At 65.0% G+C, this 21,110-nt stretch carries 17 protein-coding genes; 7 read left to right on the top strand and 10 right to left on the bottom strand.

What is annotated here, in order from left to right:
• Positions 1-15 precede the first annotated feature (15 nt).
• From QTI66_RS14220 to QTI66_RS14180, 9 genes are all read right to left on the bottom strand, one after another.
• Complete coding sequence (locus QTI66_RS14220; protein ID WP_286560404.1) at positions 16-2,847, bottom strand: nitrate reductase; 2,832 nt, start codon at positions 2,845-2,847, stop codon at positions 16-18.
• A 124-nt stretch (positions 2,848-2,971) separates the two neighbouring features.
• Complete coding sequence (gene nirD / locus QTI66_RS14215) at positions 2,972-3,400, bottom strand: nitrite reductase small subunit NirD (RefSeq protein ID WP_286560403.1); 429 nt, start codon at positions 3,398-3,400, stop codon at positions 2,972-2,974.
• Positions 3,401-3,416: 16 nt separating this feature from the next.
• Positions 3,417-5,927, bottom strand: a complete 2,511-nt coding sequence (gene nirB / locus QTI66_RS14210; RefSeq protein WP_286560878.1) for a nitrite reductase large subunit NirB — start codon at positions 5,925-5,927, stop codon at positions 3,417-3,419.
• 29 nt (positions 5,928-5,956) lie between these two features.
• Entirely contained in the window at positions 5,957-6,850 is an 894-nt protein-coding gene (locus QTI66_RS14205; protein WP_286560402.1) for a GAF domain-containing protein, read from the bottom strand.
• Between the two features lie 15 nt (positions 6,851-6,865).
• On the bottom strand, positions 6,866-7,288 hold the full coding sequence (locus QTI66_RS14200) for a globin family protein (protein ID WP_286560401.1): 423 nt from the start codon (positions 7,286-7,288) through the stop codon (positions 6,866-6,868).
• Positions 7,289-7,337: 49 nt separating this feature from the next.
• On the bottom strand, positions 7,338-8,174 hold the full coding sequence (locus QTI66_RS14195; protein WP_286560400.1) for an ABC transporter ATP-binding protein: 837 nt from the start codon (positions 8,172-8,174) through the stop codon (positions 7,338-7,340).
• Positions 8,171-9,109 (bottom strand): nitrate ABC transporter permease, encoded by a 939-nt coding sequence (gene ntrB / locus QTI66_RS14190; protein WP_286560399.1) that lies wholly within the window; start codon positions 9,107-9,109, stop codon positions 8,171-8,173. The genes QTI66_RS14195 and ntrB overlap by 4 nt, the downstream gene beginning before the upstream one ends.
• A 10-nt stretch (positions 9,110-9,119) precedes the next feature.
• Positions 9,120-10,370, bottom strand: coding sequence for a CmpA/NrtA family ABC transporter substrate-binding protein (locus QTI66_RS14185; RefSeq protein WP_286560398.1), 1,251 nt, complete (start codon positions 10,368-10,370; stop codon positions 9,120-9,122).
• A gap of 319 nt (positions 10,371-10,689) precedes the next feature.
• Positions 10,690-11,955, bottom strand: coding sequence for a nitrate regulatory protein (locus tag QTI66_RS14180; RefSeq protein WP_286560396.1), 1,266 nt, complete (start codon positions 11,953-11,955; stop codon positions 10,690-10,692).
• A gap of 92 nt (positions 11,956-12,047) precedes the next feature.
• Here QTI66_RS14180 and tsaD point away from each other — a divergent pair, with 92 nt between their 5' ends.
• Positions 12,048-13,088: a tRNA (adenosine(37)-N6)-threonylcarbamoyltransferase complex transferase subunit TsaD gene (tsaD, locus tag QTI66_RS14175; protein WP_286560395.1), complete on the top strand. Its 1,041-nt coding sequence runs from the start codon at positions 12,048-12,050 to the stop codon at positions 13,086-13,088.
• Between the two features lie 66 nt (positions 13,089-13,154).
• Here the strand turns inward: tsaD and QTI66_RS14170 are convergent, their stop codons facing one another.
• Positions 13,155-13,523: an Hsp20/alpha crystallin family protein gene (locus QTI66_RS14170; protein WP_286560394.1), complete on the bottom strand. Its 369-nt coding sequence runs from the start codon at positions 13,521-13,523 to the stop codon at positions 13,155-13,157.
• A 99-nt stretch (positions 13,524-13,622) separates the two neighbouring features.
• Here QTI66_RS14170 and QTI66_RS14165 point away from each other — a divergent pair, with 99 nt between their 5' ends.
• From QTI66_RS14165 to tpiA, 6 genes are all read left to right on the top strand, one after another.
• Positions 13,623-14,918, top strand: coding sequence for a branched-chain amino acid ABC transporter substrate-binding protein (locus tag QTI66_RS14165; RefSeq protein WP_286560393.1), 1,296 nt, complete (start codon positions 13,623-13,625; stop codon positions 14,916-14,918).
• Positions 14,919-14,922: 4 nt separating this feature from the next.
• Positions 14,923-16,158 carry a pyridoxal phosphate-dependent aminotransferase gene (locus QTI66_RS14160; protein WP_444815007.1) on the top strand — a complete coding sequence of 412 codons (1,236 nt, stop codon included), beginning with the start codon at positions 14,923-14,925 and terminating at the stop codon, positions 16,156-16,158.
• Positions 16,159-16,422: 264 nt separating this feature from the next.
• Entirely contained in the window at positions 16,423-16,689 is a 267-nt protein-coding gene (gene rpsO / locus QTI66_RS14155; protein ID WP_007837783.1) for a 30S ribosomal protein S15, read from the top strand.
• Positions 16,690-16,883: 194 nt separating this feature from the next.
• Positions 16,884-19,217, top strand: a complete 2,334-nt coding sequence (gene pnp, locus QTI66_RS14150; RefSeq protein WP_286560392.1) for a polyribonucleotide nucleotidyltransferase — start codon at positions 16,884-16,886, stop codon at positions 19,215-19,217.
• Between the two features lie 95 nt (positions 19,218-19,312).
• Positions 19,313-20,314, top strand: coding sequence for an NAD(P)H-quinone oxidoreductase (locus QTI66_RS14145; protein WP_286560391.1), 1,002 nt, complete (start codon positions 19,313-19,315; stop codon positions 20,312-20,314).
• A gap of 18 nt (positions 20,315-20,332) precedes the next feature.
• Positions 20,333-21,082, top strand: a complete 750-nt coding sequence (tpiA, locus tag QTI66_RS14140; protein WP_286560390.1) for a triose-phosphate isomerase — start codon at positions 20,333-20,335, stop codon at positions 21,080-21,082.
• The last annotated feature ends 28 nt before the right edge of the window (positions 21,083-21,110 follow it).

Here is a 21,110-nt window from a genome sequence, read left to right as displayed (position 1 = left end):
AATTCATGCATTGGCTTATGCCTTGGCGGCTTCGGGGGCGCTGGCGCGCACCATGCGCTTGAGTTCGGGCAGGCAACTGCCGCAGTTGGTGCCGCATTTCAGCCGGCCTTGCAGCGCGTCGAGACGCTCTGCGTCGTTGCCGGTGCATCCTCGAAGGGTGTCGCCAATCGCGGTCTCTGTGACGCCGAAACAGCTGCACACGATTTTTCCCCGTGCCGAGACGCCTTCCGGCGCCGTCGAGCCGGGACGCAACAGTTGGCGGCCGAAGGCTTGCGCGGGCAACTGCTCCTGCAGCAGGGTCTTGATCCAGGCCTCGGCGCGCGTGTCGCCGGCGAGAAGAAAGCCTTCCAGGTGTGCATCGTCCTGGTCGCCGCCGCTTCGCACCAGCCGGGCCGCGCGCCGCTGTCCATGGCGGGCATCGGCATAGCGCAAGGTGAAGGCGCCGGCCAGGCCCAGGAGATTTTCGATTTCCTGCAGCAATTCGTCCGGCGCTGCTTCGTGGGCGGCGGCGCGGAACAGCACGCCAGTGCGTTGCGCGTCCCCACCAGCCAATGCGCTGCCGTTGCTGAAAGGCACGCAGCTAGCAAATGCAAAGCGCTTCATCAGGCCGCGCAGCGTCTGCAGTGTTTCGAGCGCCGCGTGTCCGGGCAGCCACGCCGCCGCGAGCAAGGACCAGGGCAGCTCGGCCTTGAGGATCTTGACGGCCGCGTGCTTGAGTTCGGGCTGCTTCGAGTCGGGGCAGAAGGCGGGGCTCGTCAGCGCGTTGATGCCGGCCAGCGGCTCGCCGATGGAGGAGCGGCCGCTCAGGTACTCCTCGCCCCAATGCATGGCGACGAAGGCTTGGCTCAGGCCGACCTCGGGGCTGGCTTGGGCGGGCAGCACGATGGCGCCACGGCGCGAAGTCAGGTAGACCAGATCGCCATCCTTGATCTGGCGGCGCGCCATGTCCTGGCCGTTCATCTGGACGACTGGCTCAGGCACATGGCCGAACAGGCGGCCCAGCGTGCCGGTGCGGCTCATGCCGTGCCACTGGTCGCGCAGGCGGCCGGTGTTGAGCGAGAAGGGAAATCGCGCCTCGCGCTGCTCGGCCACGGGCTTGTAGGGCGTGTCGACAAAGCGGGCACGCCCGTCCTCCGTGGGGAACACGCCGTCTTCGTACAGGCGAACGCGGCCGGTGTGAGCACCTTCGGGCAGGGGCCACTGCTGCGGGCCTTGCGCGTCGAGCATGGCCCAGCTCAGGCCCGTGATGTCCAGGTCGCGCCCGCGCGTGGATTCGCGGTGCTCGTTCCAGATGGCCTCGGCGCCCGCTTCGTGGTCGAGCGCGTAGGGAAAGAGCGTCGCTGCCGTGGTGCGTCTGGGCAGGCGGGCCTCCAGGCGCTGCGCGAAGTCCACTGCCGCAGACCAGTCGTGTCGTGCGGCGCCCGGTGCCGACACAGCCGGCCGCACGCGCGAAATGCGCCGCTCGCTGTTGGTCACGGTGCCGGTCTTCTCACCCCAGGTTGTGGCCGGCAACAGCAGGTCGGCGTAGGCACAGGTGGCGGTGGTCGAAAAGGCTTCCTGCACGACGACGAACTCGCAGCGTTCGAGCGCGCGACGCACCGTGGCCTGGTCGGGCATCGACTGGGCCGGGTTGGTGCACGCGATCCACAGCGCCTTGATCTGGCCGTCGGCCACGGCGTTGAACATCTCCACCGCTGTCTTGCCCGGGGTGGCGGGCACCTCGGGCACGCCCCACAGCGCAGCCACTTCGGCTCGATGCTGCGGATTGTCCAGGTCGCGATGCGCGCTCAATAGGTTGGCAAGACCGCCCACTTCGCGCCCGCCCATCGCGTTGGGCTGCCCCGTGAGCGAGAAGGGGCCAGCGCCGGGCTTGCCGATCTGCGCGCTCGCCAGGTGCAGGTTGATCAGCGCCGCGTTCTTGGCGGTGCCGCTCGACGACTGGTTCAGGCCCTGGCAGTACAGGCTCAGCGTCGCGGCCGATGTCGCGAACAGGCGCGCCGCTTCGAGCAGATCCGCCTTGTCGATGCCGCACACCTGTGCCACCTTGTCGGGCGTGCATTCGCGGACGGTGGTCTTGAGGGCGTCAAAGCCGTTGGTGTGCGCGGCGATGTACCCGGGATTCGTCCAGCCTTCCCACAGCATCAGGTGCAGCATGCCGTGAAACAGCATCACGTCGGTGCCCGGCTGGATGGGCAGGAACAGATCGGCGATCTCCACCGTGTCGGTGCGCCGCGGGTCGGCCACGATGATCTTCATCGCCGGGTTGGCGCGCCGGGCGTCCTCGATGCGGCGAAACAGGATGGGGTGCGCCCACGCCGTGTTGCTGCCGACGATGAAGAGGCACTGCGCATCCTTGAAGTCGTCGTAGCACGCGGGCGGCGAGTCGGCGCCCAGCGTCTTCTTGTAGCCCGCCACGGCGCTGCTCATGCACAGGCGCGAGTTGGTGTCGATGTTGTTGGTGCCGATCAAGCCCTTCGCGAGCTTGTTGAAGACGTAGTAGTCCTCGGTGAGCAACTGACCGGAGACGTAGAAGCCGACGGCATCGGGGCCGTGGTCGCGGATGACCTGGGCGAACTTGTCGGCGGCGGTGTCGAGGGCGTGGTTCCACGTCGTTGCCTGTGGTGCGGCGTTGCGCTCGGACCGCTGCATTGGTTGGAGCAGGCGCGTCTGGTGCGTGACTTCCTGGCTTGCGGTGAGGTGGAGGGTCGAACCCTTGGTGCACAGGCGGCCGAAGTTGGCCGGGTGCTCGGGGTCGCCGCGCACGCCGGTGATCTGGTCGCCCTGCGATTCGATGATCACGCCGCAGCCGACGCCGCAGTAGGGGCAGGTGGATCTGGTTTCGCGCATGTCTTACTCCCTCCCCTCCCGGGGGAGGGTGGGGGTGGGGGTGGGGGCACACGGCGATGAAAGATGCGCAGTCGTGCCCCCATCCCGGCCTTCCCCCGGGAGGGGAAGGAGAAAGAGAAAGAAGTCAGTGGCCATGAGGTGCCTGCACATCAAACGTCTCATCACCCAACGGCCCCGCAGGCGCCGCCCTCCCGGGTCCGGCCCGCGGTGCCTCCAGATCCAGCGCATGCGTTGCCAGTTCGCGCGCATCGAGCATCACCTGTCCACCTTCGACCTTGCACACAAACTTCGGCGTGCAGCCTTCATCGGGTTGCTTCGCGCATCCGTCATCCAGCCCAATGGTCCAGTTGTGCAGCGGGCACGCCACGCTGGTGCCGAACACGATGCCCTGGGACAGCGGCCCACCCTTGTGTGGACAGCGGTCCAGCAGTGCGAACACCTCGTCCTGGCTGTTGCGAAACACGGCCACGGCCACGCCCGCCGGGCGCGCCACGCGGCGTGCACCCAGCACCGGGATATCGTCCACACGGCAGATGGTTGTCCATTCGCTCATCGTTGCCTCCATGGGGTCAGCTGTCCTGCAGCGCAGGCGCTTCGGCGTCGCTGATCGCTGACTTGGGCATGAAAGTCAGCGGCACTTCGGCCACCGGCGTGAACTGGCGAACGTCCACTTGCGCACGGGTCGATTCGAACCACGGATCGGGCTCGCCATCGAGCGCGAACTGCAGACGCTCCCACAGCGCCTTGCGGCACGCGGCGTCTTCAACGATCTTTTTCTTTACGTGGTCCAGGCCGACGCGCGAGATGTAGTGCACCGTGCGCTCCAGATACCAGCCTTCCTCACGGTACAACTGCAGAAAGGCCCCCGTGTACTCCATCACTTCCTCGCTCGTCTTGAGCTTCACGAGGAACTGCGCGACCTCGGTCTTGATGCCGCCATTGCCGCCCACATAAATCTCCCAACCGGAGTCCACACCGATCACGCCCACGTCCTTGATGCCGGCCTCGGCGCAATTGCGCGGGCAGCCCGACACGGCCAACTTGACCTTGTGCGGCGAATACATCGCCCACAGCGCATGCTCCAGGTCCTTGCCCATCTGGGTGGAGTCTTGCGTGCCGAAGCGGCACCACTCGCTGCCCACGCAGGTCTTCACCGTGCGCAGCGACTTGCCGTAGGCAAAGCCGCTCGGCATGCCGATGTCCTTCCACACGCCGGCGAGGTCTTCCTTCTTCACGCCCAGCAGGTCGATGCGCTGCCCGCCAGTGATCTTGACGGTCGGGATCTTGTACTTGTCGGCCGCATCGGCGATGCGCCTCAACTCGTCCGGCGTCGTGTGGCCACCCCACATGCGCGGGATCACCGAATAGGTGCCGTCCTTCTGGATGTTCGCGTGGCTGCGCTCGTTGATGAAGCGGCTTTGCGGATCGTCCTTCGCTTCCTTGGGCCAAGTGCTGATCAAGTAGTAGTTGACGGCAGGCCGGCAGCTTGCACAACCGTTGGGCGTGCGCCAGCCCATGCCTTCGAACACCTCCGCGTGCGTCAGGAATTTCTGTGCGCGAATGGCATCACGCACGTCCTTGTGGCTCGCGTCGGTGCAGCCGCAGATCGCCTTCTTCTTCGGTGCGGCCGAGTAGTCTCCGCCCGCGGTGAACATCAGGATCTGCTCGACCAGCCCGGTGCATGAGCCGCAGCTTGCGCTGGCCTTGGTGTGCTTCTTCACCTCGTCCAGCGTGAACAGGCCCTTGTCCTTGATCGCCTTGCAGATCGTGCCCTTGCTCACGCCGTTGCAGCCGCACACCTCGGCTTCGTCGGGCATCGTGGCCGCGCTCTTGTTGCCCTCGTGCCCGGTGTCGCCGATGTTCGATTCGCCGAACATCAGCTTGTCGCGGATGTCGCCCACGCTGCGGCCGTCGCGCAGCAGCTTGAAGTACCAGCTGCCGTCCACCGTGTCGCCGTACAGGCAGGCGCCGACCAGCTTGTCGTCCTTGATCACGAGCTTCTTGTAGACGCCGCCGAAGGGATCGCTCATCACGATTTCCTCGGTGCCTTCGCCGCCCATGAACTGGCCCGCGCTGAAGAGATCGATGCCCGTCACCTTGAGCTTGGTCGATGTCAGGGAACCCATGTAGCGCCCGATGCCGAACTGCGCCAGGTGATTGGCCGCGACCTTGGCCTGCTCGAAGAGCGGTGCCACCAGCCCGTAAGCGATGCCGCGATGCGCCGCGCACTCGCCCACCGAGTAGATGCGCGCGTCGGTCACCGTCTGCATCGTGTCGTTCACCACGATGCCGCGGTTGCAATGCAGGCGCATCGATTCCGCGAGCGTCGTGTTCGGGCGGATGCCGACGGCCATCACGACCAGGTCGGCCGGCACCTCGCTGCCATCCTTGAACTTCACGGCCTTGACGCGGCCCTGGCCGTCGTCGACCAGTTCCTGCGTCTGCGCGTTCAGCAGGAAGTTGAGGCCGCGCGCTTCCAGCGACTTGCGCAGCAGGCCACCCGCCACGTCGTCGAGCTGGCGCTCCATGAGCCATGCGTTGACGTGCACCACCGTCACGCTCATGCCGCGCAGCATCAGGCCATTGGCGGCTTCGAGGCCGAGCAGGCCGCCGCCGATGACGACCGCATGCTTGTGCGTCTTGGCGGTCTCGATCATCGTGTGGGTGTCGGCGATGTCGCGGTAGGCGATCACGCCCTTCAGGTCCTTGCCAGGCACCGGCAGGATGAAGGGGTTGGAGCCGGTGCACAGCAGCAGCCGGTCGTACGCGGCTTCGACGATGCTGCCGTCCGCGGCCTCGGCGCGCACGATGCGTTTCACGCGGTCCACTTCGGTCACCAGCTTGCCGGCGTGCAGCGTGATGTGGTTCTCCGCATACCACTCCCACGAGTTCAGGATGATCTGGTCGACCGTCTGCTCACCGGCGAGTACGGGCGACAGCAGGATGCGGTTGTAGTTGGGGTGCGGCTCGGCGCCGAACACCGTGATGTCGTAGAGGTCGGGCGCGAGCTTGATCAGCTCTTCGACCGCACGCACGCCGGCCATGCCGTTGCCCACCAGAACCAGTTTCATCTTTTTCATCATCGTGGTCTTCCGCATTGATGCGTTGATCAGAAGTGCAATGCCATCACCGCGGTGATGCGGCCCCCGGGCGCCACAGGGATGGCGATCATGGGTTCGGCCACGGCGGGAATGCCGCTGGAGAAGGCGCGTGCGATGGCGCCCGGCGTGCCCGGCGCGTCGACGGCCAAGGCGATGGTCTCCGGCACCTCGATGGCCGCGGACGCTTCGGAGAACCCGAGGCTGCGGCGAAGTCGCGTGCCGTCGGCATCGGGTTCCCAGGTTTCGACGCGGCGCGCAACCGGCGTCGCCAGCGCGGAGAGGAAGGCCATCACGAAGTGCTGGCCGTTCAGCGTCGAGCAGGGAATCGCAAAGCCGCGGTTGATGCCGACCTTGACGGCGCCCTCGGCACGCAGGAAGCCCGAGCCCTTGCCCAGGTCCGGCATGAACACCGGCTTTTGCGCTTCCCAGGCCATGCCCGGCAGGCCGGTGCCGCGGCGGAAGGCGGTGGCACGCGAGATGAATTCGAAGGTGTCGCCGGTCGTGCCGTAGTAGCCGTCGACCAGTGTCATGTCGTGCGACTCTTCGGGATCGTTGCCCCAGAGTTCGATGGCGCCGGCGTGCTGCTCGTCGTCGCCGCAGAAAATCACGGCCACCGAGCTCAGCCGGTCGCCCTTGAAGATCGGCACCGCAATGCCGCAGGTCAGGCCCGCGGCACGCGCCGCCTTGGCGCGGCGGAAGTACGAGCCTTCCAGTTCCTTGAGCACGATCGGGTGACCCGTGTCCCAGGCCCGGCCCGGCAAGCCCTCGCCGCGGCCGAAGCACAGGTTCTGGCTGATGGCCGCAAAACGGTGCGCGGCGCCGAACAGGCCACCGCCGAATTCGAGCAGGCTGCCGTCTTCACTGGGCACCCAGTATTCGATGACGCGGATGAAGGACTTCACGGCAGCCGCTTCCATTCAGTTGGCTGCAACGGGCTTGTCGGCCGCCGCGATCATCACGCCCGACAGCGTGCCGTACGCCGTCTCCCAGGCCGTGCGCACATCGGGGGTGAACTCTGCTCCCAAGCCCTTGTCGAGCGTGTCGATCAGCGCCGCGCCCACCACCGCGTAGTGCGCGGGTTCCGCGCCGTAGGCCACGTGCCGCACGGCGAGTTTCTGCGCCACCGGCACCAGCGTGTCGAGGTTGTTGAGTTGTCGCGTGACGCTGCCCAGCATCGTCATGAGCTTGCGTCCCTGCTCGACCATGTCGCCCTTGAAAAGCGCCCGCACATCCGGTGCAAGCTCGAACAGCCGCGTGTAGAAAAGTGCCGCGGCGTGGTCGGAAATCGGCACGACCTTGGCGAAGCTGGATTGCACCAGTTCGATTTGATGGGGGGTCATCGTGAAGCTCCTCGTTGGTTGTCGAGATCGAACGATTGCGCGCGCTGGCTCAAGCCGCCTTTTCCACATGACCTTGGCGCGTGTACAGGAAGTCAATGACGGCTTTTCGATAGTGAACGTAGTTCCGGTCTTCCGCCAGTTCCACGCGGTTGCGCGGGCGATCGAGGTTCACGGTGAGCACCTCGCCGATGGTGGCGGAGGGGCCGTTGGTCATCATCACGATCTTGTCGGACAGCAGCACGGCTTCGTCCACGTCGTGCGTGACCATGACGACGGTGCTCTGCGTCTTTTGCACGATGGCGAGCAGTTCGTCCTGCAGCCGCGCGCGGGTCAGTGCGTCGAGCGCGCCGAAGGGCTCGTCCATCAGCAGCACCTTGGGTTCCATTGCCAGCGCGCGGGCGATGCCGACGCGCTGTTTCATGCCGCCGGAGATCTCGCCCGGACGCTTGTGGGTGGCAGGCGTGAGGCCGACCAGTGCGAGTGCCGCATCGGTGCGCGCCTTCAGTTGCGCCTTCTTCTCGGTTGCGGCAAACACGCGCTCAACGCCGAGATAAATGTTCTCGTAGCAGGTGAGCCAGGGCAGCAGCGAATGGTTCTGGAACACCACGGCGCGCTCCGGTCCGGGGCCGGCGATTTCCTTGTTGGCGCACAGGAGCACGCCTTGGGTGGGCTTCGTCAGCCCGGCGATCAGGTTCAGCAGCGTCGACTTGCCGCAGCCCGAGTGACCGATGAGGGCCACGAACTCTCCCTTGGCGACGGTGAGGTTGATGTCGCGCAGCGCCTGGAAACTGCCCTTGGGTGTCTTGAAGGTCTGCTCGACATCCGAGATGTCGATGAATTTCCGGTCCGCCACGGTTGTGGTCGGCAATACGCTGACAGCACTCATGACTTCACCTCTTCAAACGTGAACGCAGTTGCAATCTTGATGAGCGCGAATTCGAGGATCAGGCCGACGATGCCGATCACGAAGATCGCGATGATGATGTTCTTGACGTTGAGGTTGTTCCACTCGTCCCACACCCAGAAGCCGATGCCGACGCCGCCGGTCAGCATCTCGGCCGCGACGATCACGAGCCACGCGGTGCCGACCGCGAGGCGCACGCCCGTCAGCATGTAGGGCAGCACGGCCGGAAAGAGGATCTTGGTGATGATCTTCCACTCGCTGAGGTTGAGCACCTTGGCAACGTTCATGTAGTCGCTCGGCACGCGCTGCACGCCGACCGCCGTGTTGATGACCATGGGCCAGATCGAGCAGATGAAGATGGTCCAGATGGCCGCCGGATTGGCGCCCTTGAAGACCAGCAAGCCGATCGGCAGCCACGCCAGCGGCGACACCGGCCGCAGCAGGCTGATGAGCGGGTTGAACATGCGCGCCAGGAACTCGAAGCGCCCGATCGCAAAGCCCGCCGGAATACCCACCGCTGCTGCCAGGCCAAAGCCCAGCGCCACACGTTGCAGCGATGACAGCACGTTCCAGCCCACGCCCTGGTCGTTCGGCCCGTTGCTGTAGAACGGATCGCTGAACACCTTCACGGCCTGCAGCCAGGTTTCGTAGGGGGCAGGGAAGGTGCCCGCGCTGCGCAGCGCGATCAGTTCCCAGATCAGCACCAGCAGGCCGAAGCCGGCGAGCGGTGCCAGCACGCGCATCCAGAGCCAACGCAAGTCAGTCGACCTGCGCGCGATTTGCTCCCTCGCCCCTCCGGGGAGAGGGCGGGGGTGAGGGGCAGCTTCGGCACGGGCCATGGCCTCGCCCCGACCCTCTCCAGCGTGCGGGAGAGGGAGAGCAGCCTCGAGCGGAGAGTGGAAGACAGCGCTGACCATCGTGTTCTCCTCAGGCCGCGTTGAGCTTGAACGCGTCGGCATAGGCCTTGGGGTTCTTGCCGTCCCACACCACGCCGTCCATCAGCTTGCTGGTGCGCAGCACGTCCTTGGGCACTGGTGTTTTTGTGGCAGTAGCGGCCTGCTTGTAGATGTCGATGCGGTTGATTTCCGTCGCCACCTTCAGGTAGTCCGGATGCTCCTTCAGCAAACCCCAACGCTTGTGCTGCGTGAGGAACCACATGCCGTCCGACAGGTACGGAAAGGTCGCCGCACCATCGTTGTAGAACTTCATGTAGTTCGGGTCGTCCCAGTTCTTGCCCAGGCCGTTGGTGTAGCGGCCCAGGATGCGCTGGTTGATCGCATCGACGCTGGTGTTGACGTAGCTCTTCTCGGCGATCGTCTCGGCCATCTTGTTCTTGTTCTGCAGGCCGGTGTCGATCCACTTGCCGGCTTCGAGGATGGCGGCCGTCACGGCGCGCGAGGTGTTGGGGTACTTCTTCGCGAAGTCGGCGGTGGTGCCCAGCACCTTCTCGGGATGGTCCTTCCAGATGTCCTGCGTGGTGATGGCGGTGATGCCGATGCCGTCCATGATGGCGCGCTGGCCCCAGGGTTCGCCCACGCAGAAACCGTCCATGTTGCCGATGCGCATGTTGGCCACCATCTGCGGTGGCGGCACCACGATGGACTTGGCGTCCTTCAGCGGGTTGATGCCGCTGGCCGCCATCCAGTAGTAGAGCCACATGGCGTGCGTGCCGGTCGGGAAGGTCTGCGCGAAGGTGTATTCGCGCTTGTCGGTGGCCATCAGCTTGGCCAGCGACGGGCCGTCGACCGCGCCCTTGTCCGCGATCTTCTTGCTCAGCGTGATCGCCTGCCCGTTGTTGTTCAGCGTCATCAGCACGGCCATGTCCTTCTTCGGGCCGCCGATGCCCAGGTGCACGCCGTACACCAGGCCGTAGAGCACGTGGGCGAAGTCGAGGTCGCCATTGACCAGCTTGTCGCGCACGCCGGCCCAGCTCGCTTCCTTGCTGGGCACGATCTTCACGCCGTACTTCTTGTCGATGCCCAGCACCGAGGCCATCACGACGCTGGCGCAGTCGGTGAGCGGAATGAAGCCGATCTTGACTTCTTCCTTCTCGGGCTTGTCCGAGCCTTGCGCCCAGACGGCGGCGCGCAGGGCGGGGTCGATGCCGACCGCGCCGAGGGCGGCGGTTTTCAGCACGGTGCGTCGGCTTAACTTGAACTTCAGCGCATCGGTGGTCATGGGGCGAACTCCGGTCAAAACAACAAAGCGAAAAACAAAAAAGGCGTCCTTGCCGTGCATGCGTTGCTCGTGTTGTTGAAACGAGCGCATGCGGGCAAGGACGCCTTTGTCCTGTTGGGTCGGCAACACCCGCCGTTGGGTGCCGCCTGCCTGAAGACCTTCGTTGGTCTATGCCGGAGATGTAAGCAAGTGGCGTGCCAACTGTTTGGAGCTACTCTTTGCTATCAAATAGATAGCGACGGATCCATGCTGGATTTAGGCAAAAGGCCAATACAGCCCAGAACGCCGCACGGGCACATTCCTTGTGCAGCGCACCAATTCAGTTTCCGCTTGGCAGGTATTCGGCCATCGACAGCACCGATTCGGCCACGTCGACCAAGCGCCGGTTCTGGTTCATGGCGGTTTGGCGCAGCATCTTGTGGGCGTCCTGCTCGCTCATGCGGCGGTGGGCCATGAGCAGGCCCTTGGCTCGCTCGACCAGCTTGCGCTCGTTCAGGCCGGCACGCACGGTGTCGAGTTCATCGCTCATGGCCTGCAGGCGTTGCGACTGCTCCTGCAGCATGTCGAGCACCGAGCGTTCGAGTTGGTGGCCGTAGGTGCTGGAAGCCGCCTGCGGTGCGGCCTCGGGCGCCTGCCCGTCGTCGAAAAAAGCGGCTGCGCCCGGGGCCGCGTTGCCCAGCTGATCGAGCAGGGCCTGGTTGGCGTCCGCCTCCGTGCGGGCTTCGGCAATCTTGCGCGTGCACAGCACGCGCAGATCTGCGGCAAGACGGTCTTCGACATCCCTCATGGCATCGATGCGCAATGAACAGCAGTCGAACCACGCCGTGCTGAGTTCACTGTCCAGCGCGGTACCGGGCGGGGCGGTGGTTGCCATGCGGCGAAGCCGTTCGAGTTCAGCCACTTCGGCCATCGGCTGGCTGGCACGCCAGACCTCGCGCAGGGCGGGGCCGGCGAAGTCGGCAAAGACGTTGAAGCAGCGCTCCTGCGCCGCGATCAACTGCAGCCACTGTTCCTGGCCCGCCTTGTCGGTGCGCCCTTCGGCGAAGGCGGCCGCGCCGCGCGCGCGCTCCTGCCCGGCGAATTCCTTGCCCTGCATGAAATTGAAGAGGGCCGCGAGCAGGCGCGAGATCTCGGGGTCGGTCGCGCCGTCGGCGGCTTCGAACACGACGGCCAGCAGGCCCGCGATCAGCTTGGCGAATCCGGCAGTGGCCTGTGCGGCATCGATTTCCAGCGCGCCAATGCGTCGGCGCAGGGCGGGCAGGGCGTCCAGCCCTGGCAACACCCAGGCGACGCGGCTGAACAGGCGCGTGCCGCTGCCAATGCGCTGGCTGCCCGTCTCCAGACGGTCGAAGCCTGCGCGCACGTCCTGTTCCAGGCGGATGCATTCGCCGATTTGCGCGCTGCGTTGCGAGACAAAGTGCTTGCCGCGCGACGCCAGCAGGATGTTGGAAAGCCCGCGCTCGCGCTGCAGTGCGTGAACCAGCCGGCCGATGGTGCCCACCAACTCGCTGGTGCGCGCCAACTGGTCCAGTTCGTCGATTTCGCAGCGTCGGGCTGCAACGAGAAAGCTCAATCCGGATTTCATCGTGGGGTCATCATGTGGATTTGGGCGTCGGCATTGGCAGGGCATCCAGCAACATTCATGCCCCGAATCGAGCGCCCACCTACACTCGACCCATGCTTGTTCTGGGAATTGAATCATCCTGCGATGAAACTGGCGTCGCCATGGTCGAAGTCGAGGGCGCGGCCGTGCCCCGCTTGTCGGCGCACGCCCTGCACAGCCAGATTTCGATGCACCAGGCCTACGGCGGCGTGGTGCCCGAGTTGGCCAGTCGCGACCATATCCGGCGCGTGCTGCCCCTGACGCAGGCCGTGCTCGACGAAGCCGGCAAGACCGTCGCCGACGTTGACGTGGTTGCCTACACGCGCGGCCCCGGCCTCGCAGGCGCCTTGCTGGTGGGTGCGGGCGTGGCCTGCGCGCTGGGCGCCGCGCTGGGCAAGCCCGTGCTGGGAGTTCATCACCTCGAAGGGCATCTGCTCTCGCCCTTCCTCAGTGCCGATCCGCCCGAATTTCCCTTCGTGGCGCTGCTCGTGTCGGGCGGACACACGCAACTGATGGAAGTCGATGGCGTCGGCCACTACCAGGTGCTGGGCGAAACCATCGACGACGCGGCGGGAGAGGCCTTCGACAAGAGCGCCAAGCTGATGGGGTTGCCTTATCCGGGCGGCCCGTGGCTTGCCAAGCTGGCGGAAAACGGCGACCCCGCGGCCTTCAAGCTCCCTCGCCCCTTGCTGCACAGCGGCGATCTCGATTTTTCGTTCGCGGGCCTGAAGACCGCCGTGCTGACGCAGGCGCGCAAACTCGGCGACGAACTGGAAGCACGCAAGAGCGACCTGGCCGCATCCACGCAAGCCGCCATCGTCGAGGTGCTGCTCAAAAAATCGATGACGGCGCTGGAGCGCACCGGCCTCAAGCGCTTGGTGGTCGCCGGTGGCGTGGGTGCCAACCGTTCGCTGCGCGATCAATTGAACGCCGCATGCGCCAAGCGCGGCGTGCGCGTGCACTATCCCGAACTGCATTTGTGCACCGACAACGGCGCCATGATCGCCATGGCGGCGGCCATGCGCATCCAAGCGGGCCTGGAGCAGCCGAACGATCGCTACGACTTCAACGTCAAGCCGCGCTGGCCCCTGGATTCGCTGCCGGTCGCCGCATAGCGCCGCGCAAAAAAATGCCCGCCAGCAGGCGGGCCCAAGAGGAGACAGGGTAGGGTGAAGGGGCGATCAGCTGATGGTCAGTTGGCTCACGTTGCTCACGGGCACTTTCTTGCCGAGCTTGAGCGTGAGCACGCCGTTTTCGAGCTTGGCTTCGCTGGTGGCCACGTCGATTTCCAGCGGCAGTTCATAGGCCGCCTTGAACTGGCGCTTGGCGTCGGCCTTGCTCTCGATGCGCACCACGGCGTCTTCGATCGAGATGGTGAGGTCTTCACGCGAGAGGCCCGGCACGTCGAGCGTGATGGTCCAGCTCTTGTCGTCCTGTTCGACGTTCAGCGAACGCTGCGGCGCAAAGGCGTCATTGAAGAAGCGTTCGACGCTGCGATCAAACGAGCGCGGAACATAGGTACGGGTGCGAACAGCGGGTGCGAAAAACATGTGGGACTCCTTGGTGGATAAACACTTACACTTCGCGGCCTTTCAACCATGAGTGCCGCATGCATCCCATCTAGGAGCGCGGGCAGGGGTTTCAAGAGAATGAATTTCACTGTTTTTCAACGACGCAAGGCCTTGAAATTGGGCGTTGCGACGCTATGTGGCGCGGCCTTCGCGTCGGCCTTGTCATCGACAGCGCATGCGCAGTCTTCAGGGCCGATCCGGTTGGCGCTCATCGAAAGCATGAGCGGGCCCTTCGCCAACACCGGCGAGGCGGTCTACCGCAACCTGCTGTGGGCGACGGAACGCGTCAACCAGCGCGGCGGCGTCAAGCTGCCCGGCGGGGCGAGGCAACTGCAGATCGACCGCTACGACAGCAAAGGGCAGAACGAGGAAGCCCTCTCTGCCTTGCGCTCGGCCATGGACGACGGCGCGCGCATCGTGCTGCAGGGCAACTCTTCGGCAACAGCGGCCGCGCTGCTCGATGCGATTGAAAAGAACAACGAGCGCGATCCGGCGCGCCGCGTGATCTTCCTCAACTATTCGGCGGTGGATCCGGCGCTCACCAACGAGCGTTGCAGCTTCTGGCACTTCCGCTTCGACGCGCATGCCGACATGCGCGTGACGGCATTGATGGAAGTCATCAAGGACGACAAGTCGGTCAAGCGCGCCTACCTGATCGGCCAGGACTACAGCTTCGGCCAGGCCGTGCTGCGCGAGTCGAAACGGCAACTCACCCAACTGCGGCCCGACGTGGACATCGTGGGCGATGAACTGCACCCGATGGGCCGCGTCAAGGACTTCTCGCCCTACGCGACGAAGATCATGGCCAGTGGCGCGCAAGCGGTGATCACCGGCAACTGGGGCAATGACCTGACGCTGCTCGTGAAGGCCGCGCGTGAAGCCGGCTACCAGGGCAAGTTCTACACCTTCTATGGCAACGCCTTGGGCGCGCCGGCGGCCATCGGCGACGCCGGTGTCGGCCGCGTGGTGGCGGTCGCGGACTGGCTGCCCAACGTGCAGACCGCCGAGTCGGAAGCCTTCTACAAGTCCTTTCGCGCGCGCTTTCCAAAGGCCGCCGACGACTACGTGCACATGCGCATGCAACTGTTGATGGAGGCGCTGGCGCAATCATTGGAACGCGCGGGCAGCACCGATGCCATTGCCGTGGCACGCGCACTCGAAAATGCCGATGTGAGCTTCGCCGGGCAGCGCGGGCGCATGCGCGCGTCGGACCACCAGTTCCAGCAACCGCTGGTCGTCGGGCTCATGGACAAGGTGGGCGCGCCGGGCGTGCAGTTCGACGTGGAAGGCTCGGGTTATGGCTTTCGCGTGATCAAGACCATTTCAGCCGAGCGCGCCGAAATGCCCACGACCTGCCGCATGCAGCGCCCTTGAGGCCATTGAATACCGCAGCGCCCGACGCGGGCCTTGCCCATCGGGCAACATCGGCACCATCCACAAAGAACTTTTGAGTCCCATGCGTCACGCCATCCAGAACCTCGAAGCCTCCAAGATCCGCGAAGTCGCCAACGTCGGCTTGGGCCGGGACGACGTGCTGGCCTTCTGGTTCGGTGAAAGCGACGAAGTCACGCCCGACTTCATCCGGCAGGCCGCCATCGACTCGCTTCAGCGCGGCGAGACCTTCTACGCGCACAACCTCGGCTTGCCCGAATTGCGCGAGGCCGTTGCCAGGTACACGAGCAGCCTGCATCCCGAGGTGGATGCCGGGCGCATCGCCATTACCTCCGGCGGCGTCAGCGCGCTCATGCTGGCGGTGCAGGCACTGGTCGATGCCGGCGACGATGTCGTAGCCGTGACGCCCGTCTGGCCCAACCTGACGGCGCAGCCCGCCATCATGGGCGCCACCGTCCGCTGCGTACCGCTGGTGCCCAAGGCAGGAGAGTGGACGCTCGACCTCGACGCCGTCCGCGCGGCCGTCAGGCCCGGCACCAAGGTGCTGATCGTCAACGCCCCGAACAATCCCACCGGCTGGACCATGTCCCGCGCCGAGCAGCAGGCCCTGCTCGACCATTGCCGCGGCACCGGCACGTGGATCCTGGCCGACGAGGTCTACGAGCGCCTGTACTACGAGCCGACGCCGAACCGCTGCGCGCCGAGCTTTCTCGACATTTCCGTGCCCGAGGATCGCCTGATCGTCGTGCACAGCTTCTCCAAGAGCTTCCTGATGACCGGCTGGCGCCTTGGCTGGCTGGTGCTGCCCCCGTCGCTGGTGGACAGCATGGGCAAGCTGATCGAGTTCAACACCTCGTGCGCCAGTGTTTTCACGCAGCGGGCCGGTCTCGTTGCGCTCGAGCACACCGAAGACGTCACCCCGCGCGTCGTCGCCCACCTCAAGCAGTGCCGGGACACGCTGATCCCGTTGCTGCAGGCCGTGCCGGGCGTCAAGGTCGCGCCTGCGAAGGGTGGCATGTACGCGTTTTTCCAGCTCGAGGGCTTCCCCGATTCGTTGGAGGTGGCGAAGCGTCTCGTGGCAGAAGCGGGCTTGGGCCTCGCTCCCGGCAACGCCTTTGCGCCCGAGGCGCAAGGCTGGCTGCGCTGGTGCTTTGCCTCCAAGGACCCGAGCCGCCTTGTGGAAGGCGTCGAGCGACTCAAGAGGTGGCTTGGCGCTCAATAAAAGCCGGGTAAAACGGATCGGCGAGGCCGCTGCAGGTCGTTGGTGGGTGTTGCGGACCGGCTCTTTGCCGGGCCGCAGGCGCCGTCCCGCGAGGCACGACTCCCGCGTCGCGCGAAGCGCGATGCCCAGTGCGCGGGGCCTGGATCTGAGGAAATTTCCGCAGCGGGATATAATCGAACGGCTTTGCATCTCGCAACGCGCACGGTGGGGGCAGTTCCAGCGCCCACCGCAAGTCAAATTCCATCGGAACACAGGAAATATCAAATGATCGCAGCCTCCATCAAGGCCGAAGTCGTCAAAGACAACGCTCGCGCCGCCAACGACACGGGCAGCCCCGAAGTGCAAGTCGCACTGCTGACCGCCCGCATCAACGAACTCACGCCTCACTTCAAGACGCACGCCAAGGACCACCACGGTCGCCGCGGCCTGCTGCGCATGGTGAGCCGCCGCCGCAAACTGCTGGACTACCTCAAGTCCAAAGACGCTGACCGTTACACCGCGCTGATCGCCAAGCTGGGCCTGCGCAAGTAAGTCAACCGCATGCAAAAACGCCTGAGTTAGCCCGCTAGCTCAGGCGTTTTTCACTTCGGAGCCGCCAAAACAGAGCGAAGCTGTGTCATTCCAATGAAGTTCGGACGCCGAGCTTCGCTGGAATGGCATCGTGTTCTGAGAAGCGCTCCGGCCCCGCAGGCCATCCAAGGCCTGCTATCAAAACAGGAGCAATCATGAGCCTCTTCAATAAAGTCACCAAGTCCTTCCAATGGGGCGACAAGACCGTCGTCATGGAAACCGGCGAAATCGCTCGCCAGGCCACGGGCGCCGTCAAGGTCGACATCGACGGCACCGTCGTGCTGGCCACCGTCGTGGCTTCCAAGTCCGCCAAGCCGGGCCAGGATTTCTTCCCGCTGACCGTCGACTACATCGAGAAGACCTACGCCGCCGGCAAGATCCCCGGCAGCTTCTTCAAGCGCGAAGCCAAGCCCAGCGAACACGAAACGCTCACCTCGCGCCTGATCGACCGTCCGATCCGCCCGCTGTTCCCCGAAGGCTTCCTGAACGAAGTGCACGTGGTCATCCACACGCTGTCGCTCAACCCCGAAGTCGATGCCGACATCGCCGCCATGATCGCTTCGAGCGCCGCCCTGTCGGTCTCTGGCATCCCCTTCGCCGGCCCGATCGGCGCTGCGCGCGTGGGCTACATCAACGGCCAATACGTGCTGAATCCGGGCCAGACGGCCCGCAAGGATTCGCAGATGGACCTGGTCGTCGCCGGCACCGAAGCGGCCGTGCTGATGGTCGAATCCGAAGCCCTGCAACTGTCTGAAGAAGTCATGCTCGGCGGCGTGGTGTTCGGCCATGAACAAGCCAACATCGCCATCAACGCGATCCACGAACTCGTGCGCGATGCCGGCAAGCCGGTGTGGGACTGGCAAGCACCCGCCGAAGACGAAGAATTCGTCGCCAAGGTCAAGGGCCTGGCCGAAGAAAAGCTGCGCGCTGTTTATCAAATCCGCAGCAAGCAAGCCCGTACGCAAGCCCTGCGCGAAGCCAACGCTTCGGTCATGGAAGCGCTCAAGGCCGAAGGCAACCCCTTCGACTCGGGCAAGGTCAACGACCTGTTGTTCTCCATCGAATCGAAGATCGTTCGCAGCCAGATCCTGGCAGGCGAGGCGCGCATCGACGGCCGCGACACGCGCACCGTGCGCCCCATTGAAATCCGCAATTCCGTGCTGCCGCGCACCCACGGTTCGGCCCTGTTCACCCGTGGTGAAACGCAGGCGCTGGTCGTGACCACGCTGGGCACCGAACGCGACGCACAGCGCATCGATGCGCTGGCCGGCGAGTACGAAGACCGCTTCCTGTTCCACTACAACATGCCTCCCTTTGCCACCGGCGAAGTGGGCCGCATGGGCTCGACCAAGCGCCGCGAAATCGGCCACGGCCGCCTGGCCAAGCGCGCGCTCGTCGCCTGCCTGCCGTCGAAGGAAGAGTTCCCCTACACGATCCGCGTGGTGTCGGAAATCACCGAATCGAACGGCTCGTCGTCGATGGCTTCGGTGTGCGGTGGCTGCCTCTCGATGATGGACGCCGGTGTGCCGATGAAGGCCCACGTGGCCGGCATCGCCATGGGCCTCATCAAGGAAGAAAACCGCTTTGCCGTGCTGACCGACATCCTGGGCGATGAAGATCACTTGGGCGACATGGACTTCAAGGTTGCGGGTACCACCAACGGCATCACCGCGCTGCAGATGGACATCAAGATCCAGGGCATCACAAAAGAAATCATGCAGGTCGCACTGGCGCAAGCCAAGGAAGCGCGCATGCACATCCTTGGCAAGATGCAAGAGGCGATGGGCGAGGCCAAGGCCGAAGTCTCCAGCTTCGCACCGCGCCTGTTCACGATGAAGATCAACCCCGAGAAGATCCGCGACGTGATCGGCAAGGGCGGCTCGGTCATCCGCGCGCTCACCGAAGAAACCGGCACGCAGATCAACATCGACGAAGACGGAACCATCACCATCGCGTCGACCGATCCGGCCAAGGCAGACGAAGCCAAGCGCCGCATCGAGCAGATCACCGCTGAAGTGGAAATCGGCAAGGTGTACGAAGGCCCGATCACCAAGATCCTGGACTTCGGCGCGCTGGTCAACCTGCTTCCGGGCAAGGACGGCCTGCTGCACATCAGCCAGATCGCGCACGAACGCGTCGAGAAGGTCACCGACTACCTGAGCGAAGGCCAGATCGTGAAGGTCAAGGTCCTCGAGACCGACGACAAGGGCCGCGTCAAGCTGTCGATGAAGGCGCTGAGCGAACGTCCGGCCGGCATGGAATTCCAGGAGCGTGCTCCGCGTGAAGACCGTGGTGACCGCGGCGACCGTCGTGAGCGTGGCGACCGCGGTGACCGTGGTGGTGACCGCGGCGACCGTGGTGACCGTCCACCGCGTGAAGACCGTCAGCCGCGCAATGTCGGCGAAACGGCGGACGCGGCAGCCAGCCAGCAGCAGCAATCGCTGTCGCTGCCGGGCGCCGATGTCGGCAACAACGGCCAGCAAGGCTGATGCGGTAGTGGCTCCGTCTGCGAAGACGGGGCTGCTGTCATTTCAATTTGCAATGCCGCCGGTTTCAAAGCCGGCGGACCGTCGCCAGGAAGAACATGAAAGCCATTGAGATTGCGTCCTTCGGTGCGCCCGGGATGTTGCGCGAGACCGAGCGTCCCGAGCCCGTCGCGGGCGACGGTGAAGTGCTGATCCGCGTCGCGGCAAGCGGCGTCAATCGGCCCGACGTTCTGCAACGCATGGGGCACTATCCTGTGCCGCCGGGGGCGTCGGACTTGCCGGGCCTCGAAGTGGCGGGCGAGATCGTCTCGGGTGACGAAAAAGCGATGCGCGAAGCCGGCTTCAAGGTTGGCGATCGCGTGTGCGCGCTGGTCGCGGGTGGCGGCTATGCGCAGTTGTGCGTCGCGCCTGCTGCGCAATGCCTGCCGGTGCCCAAGGGCTGGAGCGATCTGGAAGCGGCGACGCTGCCCGAGACCTTCTTCACCGTGTGGAGCAACGTCTTCGAACGCGGCCGCCTGCAAAAGGGCGAGACGCTGATGATCCAGGGCGGCTCCAGCGGCATCGGCGTGACGGCCATTCAACTGGGCAAGGCGCTGGGCGCGACGGTCATCGTCACGGCCGGCAGCGACGACAAGTGCGAGGCCTGCAAGAAGCTGGGCGCCGATCACGCGATCAACTACAAGACGGTGGATTTCGTGGAAGAGGTCAAGCGCCTCACGAATGGCAAGGGCGTCGATGTCATCCTCGACATGGTTGCCGGCGACTACGTGGCGCGCGAGATCGACTGCCTGGCCGACGACGGCCGACTGGTGATCATCGCGGTGCAAGGTGGCGTCAAGAGCGGATTCAACGCCGGGCAGGTGCTGCGCCGGCGCCTGACCGTGACGGGCTCGACCCTGCGCCCGCGTTCAGTGGCGTTCAAGGGCGCCGTTGCCAAGGCTTTGCGTGAAAAGGTCTGGCCGCTGCTCGAAAGCGGCGCCGTGAAGCCTGTGATCCACAGCACCTTCGCCGCGGGCGGCGAGCCCAGTGGCGCGAGCAAGGCGCATGTTTTGATGGAATCGAACCAGCACATCGGCAAGATCGTGCTGACCTGGTCTTGACACATCGGGAAGTCTGAAATGAACAAGAAGAAGCTCATCGCCGGGAACTGGAAGATGAATGGCGGCCTGGCTGCCAACGAGTCGTTGATCAAGGAACTGGCCCAAGGCCTGGGCACGCCGGCCTGCGATGTCGCGGTGTGCGTGCCTGCGCCTTATCTGGCGCAAGTGCAGTCGCTGGTGGCCGGCACGGCCATCCAGTTGGGTGCGCAGGATGTCTCGGCGCAGGAGCAGGGCGCATTCACCGGTGAGCAGTCGGCTGTCATGCTGCGCGAATTCGGCGTGCGCTATGCCATCGTCGGCCATTCGGAGCGTCGGCAGTATCACGGCGAAAGCGATGAAGTGGTGGCTGCCAAGACGGCGGCAGCGCTCAAGCACGGCGTCACGCCCATCGTGTGCGTCGGCGAAACGCTGGCGGAGCGCGAGGCCGGGCACACGAATGAAGTGGTCAAGCGCCAGCTGGCCGCGGTGATCCATGTCAATGGCCATTGCATCAGCGAGATCGTGGTGGCCTATGAGCCCGTGTGGGCCATCGGCACTGGCAAGACGGCCACGCCGGAACTGGCGCAATCGGTGCACGCCTTGTTGCGCGCGCAGTTGCACCACGCGGCAAGCGACCACGCGGCTGGCATCAAGATTCTTTACGGCGGCAGCATGAATGCCGCCAACGCTGCGCAACTGCTGGCGCAGCCGGACATCGATGGCGGATTGATTGGTGGCGCCTCGCTGAAGGCCCCCGACTTCCTGCAAATCATTGCTGCAGCGCGCTGAAGTACTGAAGTACCGGCGCGGCTGCTTT

It is taken from the genome of Variovorax brevis (assembly GCF_030317105.1).
Classification (GTDB): Bacteria; Pseudomonadota; Gammaproteobacteria; order Burkholderiales; family Burkholderiaceae_C; genus Variovorax; species Variovorax brevis.
Note: the sequence above shows the minus strand (reverse complement) of the source record. Positions and strands in the feature narration are given on the sequence as shown.